Annotated in this window: 12 protein-coding genes; 2 read left to right on the top strand and 10 right to left on the bottom strand. The window is 61.9% G+C overall.

Going from position 1 to position 18,005, the window contains the following annotated elements:
- Positions 1-26 precede the first annotated feature (26 nt).
- Positions 27-8,546 (bottom strand): GH36-type glycosyl hydrolase domain-containing protein, encoded by an 8,520-nt coding sequence (locus tag GGD57_RS17905; protein WP_184471673.1) that lies wholly within the window; start codon positions 8,544-8,546, stop codon positions 27-29.
- A 401-nt stretch (positions 8,547-8,947) separates the two neighbouring features.
- Between GGD57_RS17905 and GGD57_RS17910 the strand changes: the two genes are divergently transcribed.
- Together GGD57_RS17910 and GGD57_RS17915 are read left to right on the top strand one after the other, a co-directional pair.
- Positions 8,948-9,223, top strand: coding sequence for a CopG family ribbon-helix-helix protein (locus tag GGD57_RS17910; RefSeq protein ID WP_184471674.1), 276 nt, complete (start codon positions 8,948-8,950; stop codon positions 9,221-9,223).
- Positions 9,220-9,585 carry a type II toxin-antitoxin system RelE/ParE family toxin gene (locus tag GGD57_RS17915; RefSeq protein ID WP_246713686.1) on the top strand — a complete coding sequence of 122 codons (366 nt, stop codon included), beginning with the start codon at positions 9,220-9,222 and terminating at the stop codon, positions 9,583-9,585. Before GGD57_RS17910 ends, GGD57_RS17915 begins: the two co-directional genes overlap by 4 nt.
- Before the next feature lie 88 nt (positions 9,586-9,673).
- On the opposite strand, the gene GGD57_RS17920 is transcribed toward GGD57_RS17915, so the two are convergent.
- The 9 genes from GGD57_RS17920 to GGD57_RS17960 form a co-directional block, all read right to left on the bottom strand.
- The gene (locus tag GGD57_RS17920; protein ID WP_179869597.1) at positions 9,674-9,835 is read right to left on the bottom strand and encodes a hypothetical protein; all 162 of its coding nucleotides are present in this window, start codon (positions 9,833-9,835) and stop codon (positions 9,674-9,676) included.
- 142 nt (positions 9,836-9,977) lie between these two features.
- Complete coding sequence (locus GGD57_RS17925; RefSeq protein WP_184471675.1) at positions 9,978-10,166, bottom strand: hypothetical protein; 189 nt, start codon at positions 10,164-10,166, stop codon at positions 9,978-9,980.
- A 162-nt stretch (positions 10,167-10,328) separates the two neighbouring features.
- On the bottom strand, positions 10,329-11,078 hold the full coding sequence (locus tag GGD57_RS17930; protein ID WP_184471676.1) for an ABC transporter ATP-binding protein: 750 nt from the start codon (positions 11,076-11,078) through the stop codon (positions 10,329-10,331).
- Positions 11,075-11,908, bottom strand: coding sequence for an ABC transporter ATP-binding protein (locus GGD57_RS17935; RefSeq protein WP_184471677.1), 834 nt, complete (start codon positions 11,906-11,908; stop codon positions 11,075-11,077). The genes GGD57_RS17930 and GGD57_RS17935 overlap by 4 nt, the downstream gene beginning before the upstream one ends.
- A complete protein-coding gene (locus GGD57_RS17940) occupies positions 11,905-12,840 on the bottom strand; it encodes an ABC transporter permease (protein WP_184471678.1) in 936 nt (311 codons plus the stop codon). Before GGD57_RS17940 ends, GGD57_RS17935 begins: the two co-directional genes overlap by 4 nt.
- Positions 12,837-13,904, bottom strand: a complete 1,068-nt coding sequence (locus GGD57_RS17945) for an ABC transporter permease (RefSeq protein WP_184471679.1) — start codon at positions 13,902-13,904, stop codon at positions 12,837-12,839. The genes GGD57_RS17940 and GGD57_RS17945 overlap by 4 nt, the downstream gene beginning before the upstream one ends.
- An 18-nt stretch (positions 13,905-13,922) precedes the next feature.
- A complete protein-coding gene (locus GGD57_RS17950) occupies positions 13,923-15,566 on the bottom strand; it encodes an ABC transporter substrate-binding protein (protein ID WP_184471680.1) in 1,644 nt (547 codons plus the stop codon).
- A 99-nt stretch (positions 15,567-15,665) separates the two neighbouring features.
- On the bottom strand, positions 15,666-16,724 hold the full coding sequence (locus GGD57_RS17955; protein WP_184471681.1) for a dipeptidase: 1,059 nt from the start codon (positions 16,722-16,724) through the stop codon (positions 15,666-15,668).
- Positions 16,725-16,977: 253 nt separating this feature from the next.
- Positions 16,978-18,003 (bottom strand): ABC transporter permease, encoded by a 1,026-nt coding sequence (locus GGD57_RS17960; protein WP_184471682.1) that lies wholly within the window; start codon positions 18,001-18,003, stop codon positions 16,978-16,980.
- Between the last annotated feature and the right edge of the window lie 2 nt (positions 18,004-18,005).

The raw sequence follows: 18,005 nt of genomic DNA on the forward strand, positions 1-18,005 counted from the left end.
CGTGTTTTTCAGCGTGGAGAACGCTGTTATCCGAGCGGATATCCCTCTTCGGGATCGGTGACTTCGCAGCCGTTGATCGACAGAGTGTAGCCGCTGGCATTGGACGCTTTTGAGACCGAAATGCGGTATTTGCCGCCGCCCTGCTCGACCTCTGCCGCAAATCCGTCCCATTCCGAAGGGAGCGACGGCCGCACATAAAGCCGGCCCCCCTTCAGGCGGATACCGAGAATGCCTTCGACGGCGGCACGGTAGAGCCAGCCGGCAGAGCCGGTATACCAGGTCCAGCCGCCGCGCGACGTATAGGGCTCATGGCCGTAGACGTCGGCCGCCACGACATAGGGTTCGACGCGGTATTCTTCCGCCGAAGCCTTGTCGAGCGCATGGGTGATCGGGTTGAGGATCTGGAAGCAGCGGAAGGCATCGTCGCCCCGCTTCAGCTCGGCCAGCGCCATCACCACCCACGTCGAAGCATGAGTATATTGCCCGCCGTTTTCGCGCACGCCCGGCGGATAGGCCTTGATATAGCCGGGATCTCTCGCCGAATTGACGAAAGGCGGCGTGAACAGCCGGATGATGCGAGCATCTTCATCGACCAGCTGGTCGAGCACGGCCTCCATCGCCGTGACGGCGCGGGCCGGATCACCCTCGCCCGACAGCACGCTCCAGGACTGTGCAATCGAATCGATCCGGCATTCGGGGCTTTCCCTGGAGCCGAGCAGCGCACCGTCGTCGAACGTGCCGCGGCGATAATAACCGCCATCCCAGGCCGCAGTTTCGAGCGCCTTCTTCAGCTCGGTGAGATGCGTCGACCAGCGCTCCGCGCGCACCGTGTCGCCACGCTCTTGCGCATAGGGAATAAAGGAGCGCAATGCGCCGGCCAGGAACCAGCCGAGCCAGACGCTGGTGCCGCGCCCGCCGATGCCAACGCGGTTCATGCCGTCGTTCCAGTCGCCGCCAAGGAACAGCGGCAGGCCGTTTGTCCCCTTGCGGGCGATGGCGAGATCGAGCGCCAGCGCCGCGTGCTCGTAGACGCTTGCCTTGTCCTCGGAAATCTCCGGCTTGTAGAAGGAGTCGTGCTGGCCTTCGAGCAGAGCCGGGCCTTCCAGGAAGGCGATCTCCTCGTCGAGCACGCCCTTATCGCCGGTGACGCTGCAATATTGATGGAGCGCGTAAGCGAGCCAGACGACGTCGTCCGAGATCATCGTACGCACGCCGGCCCCCGTTCCGGGCAACCACCAATGCTGCACGTCGCCTTCGCGGAACTGGCGCGAAGCGGCATTCAGGATCTGCCGGCGGGCGAGCGACGGTTCGTGCAGCACGAAGGCCAGCGTGTCCTGCAGCTGATCGCGGAAGCCGAAGGCGCCACTTGCCTGATAGAAGGCGGTGCGGGCCATGATGCGGCAGCCAAGGCTCTGATAGGGCAGCCAGGTGTTGACGAGATTGTTCATCCCGCGATCCGGCGTCGATATCTGCACTCGGCCGGTGAAATCCCGCCAGAAAGCACGGTTCGCCTCGACGGCATCGTCGAACGAAGCCTTGCGGATATCGGCGATGACACCGCGCGCTTCCTCCTCCGTCGGCGTATCGCCGAGGAAGAAGGTGAAGTCTCGTTCCTCGCCGGCGCCAAGCTCGATATCGATCGCGAGCACCGCGGCCGGATCGCCGTCGAGGTCGGTCGTGCCGGAAAGCGAGGCGGCGGAGGTGACGGCCTGCGGTGCCTGGATCGTTCCTGCCTTGCCGATGAATTCGCGCCGGCTTGCCGAATAGCTCGAAAGCGTCTCGTTCGCCGCGAAGAAGGCGGTGCGGTTGGAAAAATCGATGCTGTAGGGATTGCTGGCAAACAGCGCCCCCGTCTCCTGGTCATGTCTAGACAGGATGAAGGGCGCCGTGCGTCCCGCATTGCTGCCGAGGATCCATTCGACATAACCATAAAGACGCAGCTTGCGGCTCGTCGAACCGGTGTTGCGCAGACGCAGGCGCTGCAGTTTCACCGGCCTTTCGCGGTCGACCGTCTGCGTCAACTCCAGCGCGATATCCTGCTGAATGCTGGAGAAAACCGAATAACCAAGCCCATGGCGGGCTTCGAAACGGATGTCCGGCCGGCGGGAAAGCGCTGCGAACGGTGTCATGACGGCACCGCTGTCGAGATCGGTGAGATAGAAGGCTTCGCCGGAACGGTTGATGACAGCGTCGTTCGACCAGGAGGTCAGCTGATAATCGCGCGAATTGGCGCTCCAGGTGAAGCCGGAACCCTCGGCCGACACGTGGAAGCCGAACCTGTCATTGGAGATGACATTGATCCAGGGCTGCGGCGTCGCGTGGCCTCCCGGCAGGCGAACGACATATTCGCGTCCGTCGCGGGCGAAGCCGCCGATACCGTTCCAGAAGTCGAGATCGCCTTCTTCCTCGATGAGGACGGCGGGCACGACGGGCGGCGGCACCGGCGCGACACGCTTGACCGGGACCTTGTTGCGCTCGGCCCGTTCCATCTCCTGCAGCTCCTCCTTGGAGGGGGCAAACAGGGCCACGGCGCGGTTGATCTGGTCGACCACCTTGCCGTTCTTCGTATGCAGCGTGACGCGGGAAGCCGCGATCAGCGCGTGATAGGTGCTCTCCTCCATCAGGTCCTTGCGAACCGCAAAGATATGCTGGCGCAAGCCGTCGGCCTGGCCCATGCGGCGCACGTTTTCGCACATGGCGTCGAGCGCATGCTGCATGTCCTGCGCATAGGACGAGGCGCGTTCGTTCATGATGACGAGATCGGCGGTGACGCCGCGCGAACGCAGATATTCCTGCGCCAGCAGTGCCTCACGGGCGATTTCGAGATCCATGTCGTCGTTGATGCGCAGCGTGAAGATCGGGAAGTCGCCCGAGATCGCCAGCGGCCAGAGCGCCGATTGCGACTGAAGGCCGGCCTCGACGGTCGCCTCGTCCTTGCGCAGTTGCATGTCGGGATAGACGAGGTAGCGTCCGAGATGCTGGAAGGCCGCCGCCTGCTGCGAGGTGACCCCGACGTGACGCATCTGCACCTGCGTGCGCGTCCAGGCCTGGACCAGTTCGTGGTTGAAGGCGTCGGGATGACGATAGCGATTGACCGCCTTGTCGACTTCGTCGCGGCTTGGCGCTGCGATCGTCCAGAAAATCACGCTGACTTTCTTGCCGGCCGGCACGCGGACGGTGCGGCGCAGCGACATGACGGCATCGAGCATGAAGCCGTCGCTGCCGGAAAGTGTGGCGCCCGGATCGAAGGCCGCCGCATCGGCAAGGCTGCGGCCGCGGCCGATGAACTTGCGCCGGTCGGTCTCGAATTCGGTATGACGCGTGTCGCCGGCATTGTCGACGATCAGATGGGCGATGCTGATGTTCGGCTCGTTCGGATCGCGCTTGTTGCGTTCGGCCCGAATGACGTCGCCGCGCTTGCCGATCTCGGTCTTGACGAACATCCGGGCGAATGCCGGATGCGCATTGTCAGTATCGTCGGAGGTGATCACCGGTTCGAGATAGGAGGTGACTTCGATGAAACGGTCTTCGGTGCCCATGTTGAGCAGGGTGACGCGGCGGGCTTCGGCATCATGCTCGGTGGCGATGATGCATTCCACCTCGCTGGTGAGGTCGCCGACCGTCTTGGTGAACTGCGCCTTCTCGTCGGCGAATTCGACCTTGATCTTTTCGCCCTCGACGCCCTTCGGTTCCGATGTCGTCGACCACCATTCGTTGGTGGCGGTGTCGCGCAGGAAGATGAAGCTGCCCCAGCGGTCTTCGGTCGGATCGGCTTTCCAGCGGGAAACGGAAAGGCCGTTCCAACGGGAATAACCGGCACCCGTCGCCGTCAGCATCAGCGAATAATGACCGTTCGACAGGAATACGAGTTCGCGGTCGCGCGTAGCCGGATCGCTGATCTTCCTGATCTCCGGCCGCAGCAGATCGTCCTGGATGCTGGCCGGCGTGTCGGATTCGTGCTTGCCGCTCATGACCGGAATGTCGCGCGGCGCCTTTTCCTGCAACAGCAGCTCGGCCGCCTCGATGACGGGATCGGAGTGGAAGAGTTCGCGCAGATGGCCGTTGAAGGCGACGTTGGCGACGGCTGCGATCGACATGCCGTGATGGTGGGCATAATAATTGTAGACCACAGCGCATTTCTTGCCTTCCGGCACGCGTGTCGGCGTGAAGTCGACGGCATCGTGGAAGCCGAACTTGCCGAGCGCACCGACCTTGCGCAGCCTCTGCAGATTTTCGAGCGCGCCCGGCGGGTCGTACTGGCTGGCCAGCAGCGATGCATAAGGTGCGATGACGGCATTGTGGCCGAGGCCGCGCTTCAGGCCGAGCGTCGGCACGCCGAAATTCGTGTACTGGTAATTGAGGTTATGGTCGCGGGCGTTGAAGGCCGCTTCCGAAATGCCCCACGGAATGCCGAGCTTGCGGGCGTAATTCATCTGCTCGACGACGACCAGATTGTTGGTCTGGTTGAGAATGCCTCCGCCGCGTTCCTGCATGACGAGCGGCGGCATCAGATATTCGAACATCGAGCCGGACCAGGAGACCAGCGCGCCGCGTGAACCCACCGGCACGACCTGGCGGCCGAGGCGGTACCAATGTTCCGTCGGCAGATCGCCCTTGGCAATGCCGAAGAGGCTGGTCAGGCGGCATTCCGAGGCGAGAAGGTCGTAGCAGGCCTGGTCCAGTTCACCGCTTTCGACACGGTAGCCGATCGACAGCAGGCGCCGTTCCGGCCGGAACAGGAAGCCGAAATCCATCGAGAAGGCGAGATCGCGGGCCTTGTCGCGCAGCGCCACCAGGCGCGGCCTCAGCGCATCGACCTTGGAGAGGTCGAAGGTGCTGTCCGATATATGCGCCTCGCAGACCTTCACCAAGGATGCCGCCCATTGGGTGACCTCTTCGCTCTGCTTCGACTTGACCTCATGGTCGAGATTGGCAGCGAGCTTCTCGATGTCGCGAGCAAGAACGGCGAGGTTGATGATGCGGATCGAGGCGAATTCATGCTCGCGCTTGACGGCGGCAAGCGCGTTCTGGAAGCCGACGATGCGTTCCTCGAGGCGCCGGCGCAGCGGGCGCACGGTCTTGCGGTCGTCGGGCAGATCCGCCAGCACTTCGCCGAGAATGCCGGCCGTGTCGCCGACGCCGTCGAGATTGCCCTGCATATGGGCGGACGGCGCCTCGGCCCAGTTGCGGCAGGCCGACGAAATGGCGATCAGATGGCCGGCGAGATTGCCGCTGTCGACGGCCGAGACATAACGCGGTCCGAGCGTCTGCAGCGTGTCGGTGTGATACCAGTTGAACAGATGGCCGCGGAATTTCTCCATTCTGTCGATCGTCGCGATCGTCTGTTCCAGCCGCTCGAGCGTCTCCTCGAAGGAGAACCAGCCGAATTGCCGGCCGGAAACGACGGAGAGCAGATAGACGCCGATATTGGTCGGAGAGGTACGCGCCGCGACGATGACATGCGGCGTTTCCTGGATATTGTCCGGCGGCAGATAATTTTGCTCGGCGGTGGTGAAGGTCTCGAAATAACGCCAGGTGCGCCGGGCGATCTTGCGCAGTTCGCTCGATACCGAATCAGCGACCTCGAGCCGGTCCTCGGTCTCTGCCGACTGGCTGACATACCAGGCGACGACAGGCGAGAGGATCCACAACAGCGCGAAGGGAATGCCGACGACGAAGGCGCTGCCGCCGGGCAGGGCGGCAAAACCAAGCGCCAGCAGCGCCAGCACCGGGGCATGCCACATCTGCTTGTAGTAGGAGATCAGCGTGCCCTGGCCGCCGGCCTGAACGCTGGCGGCGGTCCGCCACTGCAGCATCAGCTTGCGGCTGACGAACAGGCGGTAGAGCGAACGGCCGATCGCATCCGCCATCATGGCCGCGGAATCGGCGATGAAGACGATCCGCAATGCAACCTGCGCATTGGCGGCGGTGATATCGGACCAGACCGTATAGAGATGGGCGCGAGCGATGATATCGCTGGTGCGCGGAATGATGCCGTTGATCAGCGACAGCGTCGGCGCGACGAAGAGGCAGAAGATCAGCAGGATCTGCCAGATGAGCGCGCCGAGCGGACCCATGAAATACCAGCCGAGCACGGAGGCGAAGAACCAGGCGATCGGCGTCAGCGAGCGGCGCAGATTGTCGAACATCTTCCAGCGGCCAAGCGCCGTGACACCGTATTTCGGATTGAACATATAGGGCAGCAGCTGCCAGTCGCCGCGCGCCCAGCGATGCTGTCGCGAGGTTTCGACCTCGTAGCGGATCGGGAAATCCTCGACCAGCTCGAGATCGGTGACGAGCGCGCAGCGCGCCATCGAGCCTTCGAGAAGATCGTGGCTGAGCACGGAATTCTCGTCGATCCGGCCCTTCAGCGAGGCTTCGAAGGCATCGACATGATAGAGGCCCTTGCCGGTGAAGGTGCCTTCGCCGGCAAGATCCTGATAGACGTCGGAAACGGTGAAGACGTAAGGGTCGAGGCCGCGGTTGATCGAAAAGACACGCTGGAAGACCGAAGCGTCCTTGCCGGTTGTCAGCGACGGGGTGACACGCGGCTGCAGCACGCCGTAGCCACTTTCGACACGGCCGGTTTTCGGATTGATGACCGGACGATTGATCGGATGATAGAGCTTGCCGACGAGCTTGGTGACGGCGTCGCGCATCAGGCGCGTGTCGGCATCGAGCGTCATGACATATTGCACATTGGCGGGCACGGCATTGGCGCCCGGCAGATAGGTCGTGTCGCGGTCGCCGCGCAGCAGCATGTTCAGCTCATGCAGCTTGCCGCGTTTGCGCTCCCACCCCATCCAAACACCTTCGGCGGGATTGTAGAGACGGCGGCGATGCAGCAGATAGAAACGCGTCTTTCCGTCATAGGCATAGCGGGCGGAAAGATTGGCAATCTCGCGTCTGGCATAATCGAGCACTTCGAGATCGGCGGCGGTTTCCTCGGTGTCGCTGTCCGGCCAGTCGCTGAGCAGCGCGAAATAGAGCTCGCCGCGCGGATTGGCGAGATAATGAACCTCGAGATTGCGCACGTGGTCGTCGACGCTGTCGCGGTTCGAAATCAGGCAGGGCACGACGAGCAGCGTGCGCGCATCCTCCGGAATGCCTTCCTTGAACTCGTAGCCGACGAGGCGCGCCGGCGTCACGAAGAAGGACAGCACGGTATTGAAGAGACCCGTCGCCCCTTCCGACGCCGGCAGGGAGAACATGATCAGCAGCAGGGCGATTTCGATCGGCCCCATGCCGGCATTGGCCATGAACCGGCCGACGATCGCCATGGCGATGATCGTCAGCAGCATCACGGGCACGGCAATTGCCAGCCAGTTGAACTGGCGCACCGCGCGCACGAAATGCTGGATGAACGTCGGGCGATAATTCGCCCGCGCCTCGAGCTTCGGCCGCTGCGCGCCGGACAGGAAACCGCCGACATTCGGTTCATGCGGCTGCGGCTCGCCGGAGGCCTTGGCGGCATCGGTCATGTCGAGCGCCAGCTGGGCGATTTCCATTTCCGTCAGCGGCGAGCGCTTGGCCAGCTTTTCGATCTGTTTGCGGTATTTGTTGCGCGAGCCGGAATCGAGGATGCCATAGTCCGAATGCTCCCAGAGCAGCTTGTCGACATGGCTGACCTGCTCGACCCAGACCGACCATTCGGCATCGTCGATCTCGCGAAGGCTACGGATGATGTTGCCCATCGTCACGTTGCCGGAGGAGAGGCGGCTGTGTTCTGCCGTCGTCGCCTCTTCGGTATTGCGGCCGAGTTCTTCCAGCCGCTCATCGAGCCAGGTGATCGCCAGGCTCGACGTCTGCGAGCCGTCGCGCAGGCGGTAGAGGAACTGCGTCGAGAAGGTATTGTCCTCGGCAAGCGGCTCCAGCGTTTTCAGATAGCTGGCCGCCCCGGCCGGATCGGTCAGGCGCACCAGTTCATCGGCCGCATCGTTGGCGCGGCGGCGCATGCGGCGGCTGGCTTCGACGCGGCTGGAAATGCGGCGGAGGTTTTCGACGAGCACATAGCGCACAAGCGACGGCAACGCCCAGAGTTCGCCGATCCTCAGCGTCTCGCTGGCCTGGAAACCATCGACCAGCGCCGTCAGGCTTTCCTGCGAGATCGTGCTGTGGGTATGGGCGACGTAGAGCCAGGCAAGCACGAGGGTGCGTGGCACCTCAACGCCGCCGACGACCATGGTCGGCAATTCGCGATAGAAGCGGCGGGGGAAGTCGCGCCGCACCTCCTGGATCGCCTCTTCGACGATATAATGATTGTCCAGCAGCCATTCCGCCGCTGGCGTGATCGTCTCGCCGGCTTCGACGTCGGTCGCCGTGGTCCGGTAGACGCGCAGGATTTCCTTCTCGTTTTCCTTATGGCGCGCGAAGAAATCGAAGGGAGCGAAAGCCGGCAGCTTGTCGACGCCGCTGCGGGCGACCGCATCGCCCATCGCCTTGATGTCCTCGATGGCAAGATAGGTCGAGCGGATCGAATCGTTGTGATCGATCTGCTTGGTCTCGGATTCGCGCGGAAGGCTCGGAGAAAGATTAGAAATAGACATGGGTTCGGTTCTGGATCCAAACAAAGTTATGGCTGTTTTGCTCAGCCTTTTGCACTGCTTATCATGACTGCGACATGAACGGAGCCCGATTCTTCGAAGAACGATGAAGCCGGGATAAATGACATTTCGGCAAGTGATGCGAACGGGCTAAGCCCCCCGTCCAGGGCACAGCCCGACGGATGATCGAGACCATCGCTACCCTCTCCGCGAAAGCCATGTCGAAAATTGGACACCATCGGGATAATTCAAGTCAAGAGGCATGCGCCGCTGCCCCTTGCGCGCAGGACCGGGAAACAAAGTTCAGGTGTCGGGCCGCAAAGCCGCCGCCAGGATTTTGACCTGGATAGATAAGCGGGATACACTGCATCCCATCGTAGCCCGCTGCATTACGAGGCCGCATCATGAAGGATAACGAAAAATCACAGATCTCCCTGAGGTTGCCCACGCGAACAGTGGAAGCATTCGATCGCATCGCCCAGCTTCTTGACCGGGATCGCACCTGGGTGATGTCGAAGGCCCTCGATCAATATCTTGCCAATGAAGGCACGGAGATTCTGAGAGACGCCCAGGGTCTCGACGAACTTGATCGCGAGGAAAGCGTCGATCTCGACGATGTGCTTGAAAAAGCTCGAATGATCGTTGACGCTTCAGACGTTCGGCATCGTCGGGCTGGATGATGCCGCCTGTCCGTCTCTCCAAAAGTGCCGAACGCTGGTTTCTGACCAAAATTGCCGAACTGGCGGACGTCAATCCTGCCGCAGCCAGGAATCTGATCGACCGACTTGAGAGACAGAAAGGGCTGTTGTCTTCCTTCCCCAGAAGCACGGAAAGGGGCCTTCTCGAAGGAACAAGGAAGGTCAGCATGCCGCCTTTGGTTCTGACAATCCGGGAGCGGAACGGCATCATAGAAATTGCCGCCATCAGAGACGCGCGGCAAAGGGATGCATTCGCGCCGACCGAATTGCGCGACGCCCTCTATGACGAAGAAACAGATGACCAAGAGAAAATAGACGACGAACCAGCCGAGCCGCGGTTCTGATGGATTACCATCACCCGGTGGTAGAGGTCATCCAATGAGGCGGAAACCGCCGCAGCGCCGGCACCGGCCGACGCTTGTCACACGCCGGTTAGCCGACGACGCCGCAAACCATGGCCACGACGAACAGGAATGCCGCCGTGAAGATTGCTCCATGGAGCACCGTCTGAAGCCGGTGACGTGTGGTGAGCGGCTTCTTCGCTACGGAACCATACTGGTTCACGTGAGTATGCGAAATACCCAGATCTGCCATATGTCGCCTCCGTTGTTTTTCATGCGGCCGGTTGTGCGGCTCGCGTTTCTTTTCTTATATTCTCTATCAGGTAGGTAGAGATAAAATTCCGTCTAGAGCGAACGGAAGAGAAAATTCAACCAGACCTTTCGCAGCGCCTGTATTAGCAGAGCGTGCGCCATGCCCAGATCCACGAACGCTCGACGGCGTCCTCGCTCTGAGGGGCGTGGGCGGGGACGTCGATCAGCCGACGGTCCTTCTCCGCGGGAATGGACGTTGAAATCTGTTCCCTACGGTCGGCTTTGACGGGAGGATCGAGGTAGCCCATGGTCATCCCACCGAGAAAGAACATGCTTCAACCTCCATCGATCACGAAAGCTAACAAACGTTAACAGGATCATGACAGAAGCAAGGCAGCTGTCAATAGTCTAGTTGAATGGTCGTCTTTTAGCAAAACGTTATCCTTAACGGCGCCACCGGCCTTTTCTTTTCAAAGGTTTGAAAAGATTGCCTTTCAAGCTTTGACGAAACCCTTGCTCGCGATCATCAAATTTCGCGTGTAGTCCTCCTGCACGGCGCCGCTTGCCAGGTCTTGCGAGCTCAATCGTTCGACGACAGTGCCGTTGCGCATGACAGCGAGCCTTTCACACATATGGGTGATGACGCCGAGATCATGGCTCACCATCACGAAGGTGAGCTTGCGGTCACGCCGGATCTCTTCCAGCAGGTTCAGCACCTCGGCCTGCACCGAGGCATCGAGTGCCGATGTCGGCTCATCGAGCAGCAGGATCGACGGTTCGACGATCAGCGCCCGCGCGATCGCCACACGCTGCCGCTGGCCGCCCGAAAGCTGGTGCGGGTAGCGGAAACGGAAACCATTGCCGAGGCCGACCTCGTCGAGCGCCCGGGCGATGCGCCTCTCGCCGTCGGCGATGCCGTGAATGGCAAGCGGTTCGAGCAGCAGCCGGTCGATCGTCTGGCGCGGATGCAGCGAACCGTACGGATCCTGGAAGACCATTTGCACGCGGCGATAGAAGGCTTTGCTGCGTTTCGAACCCTTCAGAGCCTCGCCGTCGATGCTGATCGCGCCGCCGCTGATCGGCGCAAGCCCGGCGACGGCCCGCAACAGGGTCGACTTTCCCGAGCCGGATTCGCCGACGAGACCGAAGGATTCGCCGCCCTGGACGGTGATGCTGACGTCCTTCAGCGCATGGAATTCGTCATAGACGACGCTGAGATTGTCGACCTCGAGAGTTGCACTCATGCCGCCCACTCCGGCCTGCGGTCGAGCACCGGCAGCGGGTGGCGGCTGGCCCCGATCTCGGGCATGCAGTTCAGCAGTCCTTGCGTATAAGGATGCTGCGCATGTTTCAGATCGGCGGCCGCCAGTTCCTCGACGATCTTGCCGGCATACATGACGATGACGCGGTCGCAGAAGGAGGAGACCAGCCTGAGATCGTGGGAGACGAAGATTAGCCCCATGCCGCGCTCCGACACCAGCCTGTCCATGATCCTCAGCACATCGAGCTGCACCGTCACGTCGAGCGCCGAGGTCGGCTCGTCGGCAATCAGCAGTTCGGGCCCGGCAACCAGCATCATCGCGATCATCGCGCGCTGCCCCATCCCACCCGAAACCTCATGCGGATGCAGGTCGTAGACGCGCTGGGGATCGCGGATCTGCACGGCTTCCAGCATGGCGAGCGCACGTTCGCGCGCCTCCGCCTTGCCGATCTTCTCATGCGTGCGCAGCGTTTCGGAGATCTGCCGGCCGATGGTCATCACCGGATCGAGCGAATATTTCGGATCCTGCAGGATCATGGCGATGCGCTTGCCGCGCAGCCTGCGCCTTTCGCCGGCCGAGGCCTTGAGGAGGTCGATGCCGTTGAAATCCAGCCTGTCGGCCGTGACGATGCCGTGTTTCGGCGTCAGTCCCATGATTGCCCGGCCTGTCTGCGACTTGCCGGAACCGGATTCGCCGACGATGCCCAGCCTTTCCTTGCCGAGCGTGAAGGAGACGCCGCGCACCGCCTCGATCACGCCGGTGCGGGTGGGGTAACTGACCTTGAGCTTCTCGACCGTCAGAAGTGCCGTCATTGGCCGCTCTCCTTCGGATCGAGCGCGTCGCGCAGGCCGTCGCCCAGGAGATTGAAGCCGAGGCTGACGATGAGGATGGCAATGCCGGGCATCGCCGCCACCCACCATTGATCGAGGATGAAACGCCGGCCCGAGGCGATCATCGCGCCCCATTCCGGCAGCGGCGGCTGTGCGCCCAGGCCGAGGAAACCGAGACCGGCCGCCGTCAGGATGATGCCGGCCATATCGAGCGTCACCCGCACGATCAGCGAGGAAATGCAGAGCGGCATGACATGGCGCACGATAATGCGGATCGGCGAGGCGCCCATCAGCTTCACCGCCGAGATATAATCGGACCGGCGCACCGTCAGCGTCTCGGCGCGTGCGATGCGGGCATAGGGCGGCCAGGAGGTGATGGCGATGGCGATGATCGCGTTCTGAATACCCGGACCAAGCGCGGCGACGAAGGCAAGCGCCAGCACCAGCTTCGGGAAGGCGAGGAAAATATCGGTGATGCGCATCAGCGTCGCATCCACCCAGCCGCCGGCATAACCCGAGACCGTGCCGACGATCAGCCCGATCGGCGCCGAGATGACGGCGACGAGCACGACAACAAACAGCGTCAACCGCGATCCGTAGATCAGCCGCGAATAGATATCCCGGCCCTGGTCGTCGGTGCCGAGCAGGAAGCCGCTCGTTCCCGGCGGCAGCAGCCGGGCATTGCGGAGATCGCCGACCACCGGATTGTGGGTGGCGAGGAGATCGGCAAAAGCGGCGATGAAAAGCAGCGCAACGATGATCAGCAGGCCGACGACGGCAAGCCTGTTGGCCGTAAACTGCCGCCAGGTGACATAGGCGCGGCCGAGGCGGGCCTGCAGGCGCGATTGAGGCCGGTCGGACAGCAGCCATTCGCGGCGGCTCATCGGGTCAGATGGGCTGACAGGGGCCGTCATCGGTTGCGCGTCCTCGGGTCGAGCGTCCGGTAGAGAAGATCGGACAGAAGGTTGATGCCGATAAAGACCGTGCCGATGACGATCGTGCCGCCGAGCACGGCGTTCATGTCGGCGTTCTGCAGCGAATTGGTAATGTAGAGCCCGATGCCCGGCCAGGAAAAGACGGTCTCGGTCAGCACCGATCCTTCGAGCAGGCCGGCATAGGAAAGTGCGATGACGGTGACGAGCGGCACGGCGGCATTGCGCAGCGCATGACCCCAGATCACCCGCGTTTCCGAAAGTCCCTTGGCGCGTGCGGCAACGATATATTCCTGCGAAAGCTCGTTCAGCATGAAGCTGCGCGTCATCCGGCTGATATAGGCGAGCGAGAAATAGCCGAGCAGCGACGCGGGCAGGATGATGTGGCGGAAGACGTCTGAGAAGACGTCCCATTGCCCCTGCCAGGCGCTGTCCAGGAGATAAAAGCCGGTGATCGGCGTGAACGTATATTCGAAGACGATATCGATGCGGCCGGGAAAGGCCACCCAGCGCAGTTGCGCATAGAAGATGACGAGCGAGATCAGCGCCAGCCAGAAGATCGGCACCGAATAGCCGATGAGGCCGATAACGCGCACCAGCTGGTCGGCGAAGCTGCCGCGCCGCACCGCCGCAAGCACGCCGAGCGGCACGCCGACGAAAGCGCCGATCAGCGTCCCGAGCGTTGCGAGCTCGACCGTCGCCGGAAATGCCCGGCGAATATCGACCATGACGGGATTGGTCGTCAGCACCGAATTGCCGAAATCGCCGGACAGGACTCCTTTGATATAGAGGAAGAACTGCTGATAGAGCGGCAGGTTGAAGCCCATCTCCTGGCGCACGCGTTCGACGACATGGGTGGGGGCGCGGTCGCCGAGGATGGCGAGCACGGGATCGATCGGCACGACGCGGCCGATGAAGAAGGTAACGGCCAGCAGGCCGAAATAGGTGGTGACGGCGGCAAACAGGAACCGGCCTGCCGCCTTTGCGAAGGGACCGGCCCGGCCCTTTCGGGGCCGTGCCTCCCGCGTTATTCCCAAGGTGCTCAAGCGATCAATCCTGCAGGATTATTCCTTGGCGATCGGGCCGACGAAGTTGGTGTCGAAGCTCGGACCCAGCTTGAAGTCCTTCACGTTCTTGCGGTAACCGGCCACCTCGGTCTGCTGGAAGATGAAGACGAAGGGGCTGTTTGCCAGATATTTCTTCTGGATGTCCTGGTAGATGGCGGCGCGCTTGCCGGCGTCGCGCTCCAGAAGGGCGGCCTTGGCGAGCTTGTCGAGTTCCGGCGCTTCCCAGGTGTTGCGCCATGCGAGCGTCTTCACCGTGCCGGCATCGGAATTGTCGGGATTGCCGGTAAAGGTATCGGCATTGGAATTCGGGTCGAAATAATCAGACCCCCACTGGCCAATATACATGTCGTGGGTGCGGGCGCGGTATTTGGTCAGCGTCTGCTTGCCGTCGCCCGGGATGATTTCCATCTTCACGCCGGCCTGCGCCAGCGTCTGCTGCATCGATTCGGCAATACCGGTCACTGGCTGCGTGTTGCGCACGTCCATGGTGATCGAGAAACCATCGGGCACGCCGGCCTTGGCGAGCAGTTCCTTGGCCTTGGCGACGTCGAGCTTGTAGGGGTTCTCGTCGAGCGCGCCGAGTTGGCCCTTCGGCAGGAAGGTCTGATGAATTTCGCCGATCCCCTTGATCAGGGTCGCGCCGATCGCATCGTAGTCGACCAGATATTTGAAGGCTTCCTGGACCTCGGGCTTCTTCAGATTCTCGTTCTTGTTGTTCAGGCTGACATAATAGATCGTGCCCTTCGGCGCGCTTGTCGTTGCCAGATCGGCATTCTTCGAAACGGCGTCGATATCGCCCGGCTCGAGGTTGCGGGCGATATCGATATCGCCGGCTTCGAGCGCCAGCCGCTGCGCCGAACTTTCCTTCATGTAGCGGTAGATGACGCGGTTGAGCTTCGCCTTGTCGCCGTAATAATTGTCGTTGCGCTCCAGCACGACGACTTCGTTGGCGCGCCATTCGCGCAGCTTGTAGGCGCCCGAACCGGCATAGCCGGTCTTCAGCCATTCATTGCCGAAATCATTGTCGTATTTGTGCTCGGCATCCGGCGTCACCGCCTTCACATGCTCCAGCACCAGCTTCTTGTCGACGACCGACGCGACCGTTGCCGTCAGGCAGTTCAGCACGAAGCTCGGCGCATAGGCCTTATCGACCGTGAAGACGAAGGTATTGGCATCGGCCGCCTTGGCCTTTTCGGCAATGTTTTCGCCGGTCAGGCCGAACTGGGTGAGGATGAAGGCCGGGCTCTTGTCGAGCTTGACGGCGCGCTCGAACGACCAGGCGACATCTTCGGCGGTGACTGGATTGCCCGAAGCGAATTTCATGCCGGGCTTCAGCTTGAACGTATAGGTGAGACCGTCATCGGAAACGCTCCAGCTCTCGGCCAGATCGCCCTTCACCTTGGAGGTGTCGTCCATGTCGAGACGGACGAGCAGGCTGTAGCTGTTGCTGGTGATTTCGGCGGTCGACAGCTCGAAAGCCTCGCCCGGATCCATCGTGATGATATCGTCGATGGCAAAGCCTTCGACCAGCGTATCCTTGGGCGTTTCGGCGAAGGCGCAGGGTGCGGCCATCATCAGGAGGGAAAGAGCGGCTCCTGCGGAAAGCAGGCGGAAATTGCGGCTGAGCTTGGTGATCATCATGGTCTGTTCCCCTGTTCTTGATTGATTACGAAGCGTTTTGTCGGTCATCTCACATTAAACTATTGTCCGTTCCGAGCGCGTCCAGAGGCGCACGGCGCTTTAGGCGTGGTCCTCCCGCCAAGCTTGTGCCAGAATACGAAGCCAATTTTCACGGGCAAGTTTCGTCAGATCGGCCTCACCATATCCAACCTCCTGGAGAGCGGCAATCAGCTTCTGATTGCCGGCCGCGTCGCCGATTTCTTCCGGAATGGTTGCGCCGTCGAAGTCCGATCCGAGGCCGACGCAGTCGATGCCGATGCGGTTCACCAGATAGTCGATGTGGCGGATCATATCGGCAAGCGGCGTGTCGCTGTCCGAGCGGCCGTCAGGACGCAGCATGGCGGTGGCATAGTTGATGCCGACGAGCCCGTGGCTTTCGCGGATCGCATCGAGCTGCCTGTCGGTCAGATTGCGCGCCACCGGCGTCAGTGCATGGGCGTTGGAATGGCTGGCGACCAGCGGCTGGTCCGTCGTTTTCGCCACGTCCCAGAAACCCTTCTCGGTAATATGGGCAAGGTCGATCAGGATGCCGAGGCGATTGCATTCCCTCACCAGCGCGAAGCCGGCATCGGTCAGGCCGGGGGCTGTATCCGGCGACATCGGAAAGGCGAAGGGTACGCCGTAGCCGAAGACATTGTGCCGGCTCCAAACCGGCCCGAGCGACCGCAGCCCCGCCGCATAGAACACTTCGAGCGCCGAAAGATCGGCGCCGATCGCCTCGCAGCCTTCCATATGCATGACGGCGGCAAAAATACCGTCCGCCATGGCGCCGCGGATATCCTTCACCGTCCGGCAGAGCCGCCAGGCGCCGGCCTGGTCGAGCCGCAGCGCGATCGCCGCCATTTCGGTGGCGATGGCAAGGGACGGCAGCGGATCGAGAGGCGCCGCCATCGGCGTGATATAACGACCCTCTGCATCCGGATCGGCGAAAACGAGATCGCCCGAGGGAATGTAGATGGCGCAGAGACCGCCGGAAAGGCCGCCCTCTCTGGCGCGACGGGCATCGATATGGCCGACCGTCGTACCCTCCGCGAATTCCGCGATCGGGTCGCTGCCGTCTTTTGCATGTGTCCAAAGTCGAAGGAGAACGTCGTTGTGACCGTCAAATACGAATTGCATCTGTCTTCCTGCGCTGCCCTACCGCACAATCCCTTAAATCGGGTTCGATTTAAGAATAGAATTACGCAGCATTCAAAGTGCTGCAGCGTCCTTTGCACGTCTCTTCGGACGCGCGGCGCTGCAGAGGGCGAATGAACCGGCAGAATAGGAAAGCTGACGAAATTCGCCACCTCTTTTTTTAGAAACCCGTCATCGACGCCAAAATGGAACGGGGGCCGAAGCCCCCGTAAAAATCATCGATCGCACCGTCGGATCAGTGCTTGCGGCGCTTCTTCTGCCGGTAGACGTCGATGACGACAGCCGCGACGATGATGAAGCCCTTGACGATCTCCTGGTAATAGGCGTCGATCCTGAGGAAGGTGAAGCCCGATGTCATGACGCCGAGGATGATGGTGCCGATGACGGTGCCGGTGATGCGCCCGACGCCGCCGGTGAGCGAAGTGCCGCCGATGACGGTCGCCGCGATCGCATCGAGTTCATAGCCGACGCCCATGCTCGCCTGCGCGGTTTCGGCGCGTGCCGCCGTAACGATCCCGGCGAGACCGGCCAGTAATCCGGCAATCACATAGACCTTGACGAGATGCGCCTCGATATTGATGCCGGACACGCGCGCCGCCTGCGGGTTGGCGCCGATGGCATAGGTGAACTTGCCGTAGCGGGTGTAGCGCAGCGCAATGTGAAAGATCAGAGCGACGACCAGGAAGACGACCACAGGCCAGGCTTTGGTCCCGATGAAGTGAAACTGCTCGGTGATCCCGGAAACCGGCTGGCCCTTGGTATACCACTTGGCCACACCTCTGGCCGATACGAACATGCCGAGCGTCGCGATGAACGGAGGGATCTTGGTGTAGGCAATCAGCGCACCGTTCGCCAGACCCGCTGCCGCCCCGATCAGCAGGCCGACCATAATCGGCACAACGGCCGGCAGGTCGGTCAGTGACGGAAACACCGCCCGTCCCCAGGTCGACGACTGGGCAAAGCTTGTCGCGATCATCGCCGTCATGCCGACGACCGAGCCGGAGGAAAGATCGATGCCGCCTGTTATGATGACCTGCGTGACGCCGACGGCGATGATGCCGATGACGGAGACCTGCAGGATCATGATCGTCAGGCGCTGCGAATTCAGAAGAAAGCTCTGGCCGATGAACATCCAGCCGAGCGCTTCATAAATGAGCGCGATGCCGACAAGCACGAGGAAGATGCTGAGCTCGGGCGGCATACGCCGCCGCCTTTGCCGGGTCGCGAGCGGAGCCGCGCCCTCTGCTGCCTTGGTAGTCATGT

The organism is Rhizobium esperanzae, from assembly GCF_014197615.1.
Lineage (GTDB): Bacteria > Pseudomonadota > Alphaproteobacteria > Rhizobiales > Rhizobiaceae > Rhizobium > Rhizobium esperanzae_A.

Bases quoted from the DNA above. Each gene is read 5' to 3' on its own strand.
- GGD57_RS17905 (WP_184471673.1), bottom strand. From the start codon at position 8,546: ATGTCTATTTCTAATCTTTCTCCGAGCCTTCCGCGCGAATCCGAGACC.
- GGD57_RS17910 (WP_184471674.1), top strand. From the start codon at position 8,948: ATGAAGGATAACGAAAAATCACAGATCTCCCTGAGGTTGCCCACGCGA.
- GGD57_RS17915 (WP_246713686.1), top strand. From the start codon at position 9,220: ATGATGCCGCCTGTCCGTCTCTCCAAAAGTGCCGAACGCTGGTTTCTG.
- GGD57_RS17920 (WP_179869597.1), bottom strand. From the start codon at position 9,835: ATGGCAGATCTGGGTATTTCGCATACTCACGTGAACCAGTATGGTTCC.
- GGD57_RS17925 (WP_184471675.1), bottom strand. From the start codon at position 10,166: ATGTTCTTTCTCGGTGGGATGACCATGGGCTACCTCGATCCTCCCGTC.
- GGD57_RS17930 (WP_184471676.1), bottom strand. From the start codon at position 11,078: ATGAGTGCAACTCTCGAGGTCGACAATCTCAGCGTCGTCTATGACGAA.
- GGD57_RS17935 (WP_184471677.1), bottom strand. From the start codon at position 11,908: ATGACGGCACTTCTGACGGTCGAGAAGCTCAAGGTCAGTTACCCCACC.
- GGD57_RS17940 (WP_184471678.1), bottom strand. From the start codon at position 12,840: ATGACGGCCCCTGTCAGCCCATCTGACCCGATGAGCCGCCGCGAATGG.
- GGD57_RS17950 (WP_184471680.1), bottom strand. From the start codon at position 15,566: ATGATGATCACCAAGCTCAGCCGCAATTTCCGCCTGCTTTCCGCAGGA.
- GGD57_RS17955 (WP_184471681.1), bottom strand. From the start codon at position 16,724: ATGCAATTCGTATTTGACGGTCACAACGACGTTCTCCTTCGACTTTGG.
- GGD57_RS17960 (WP_184471682.1), bottom strand. From the start codon at position 18,003: ATGACTACCAAGGCAGCAGAGGGCGCGGCTCCGCTCGCGACCCGGCAA.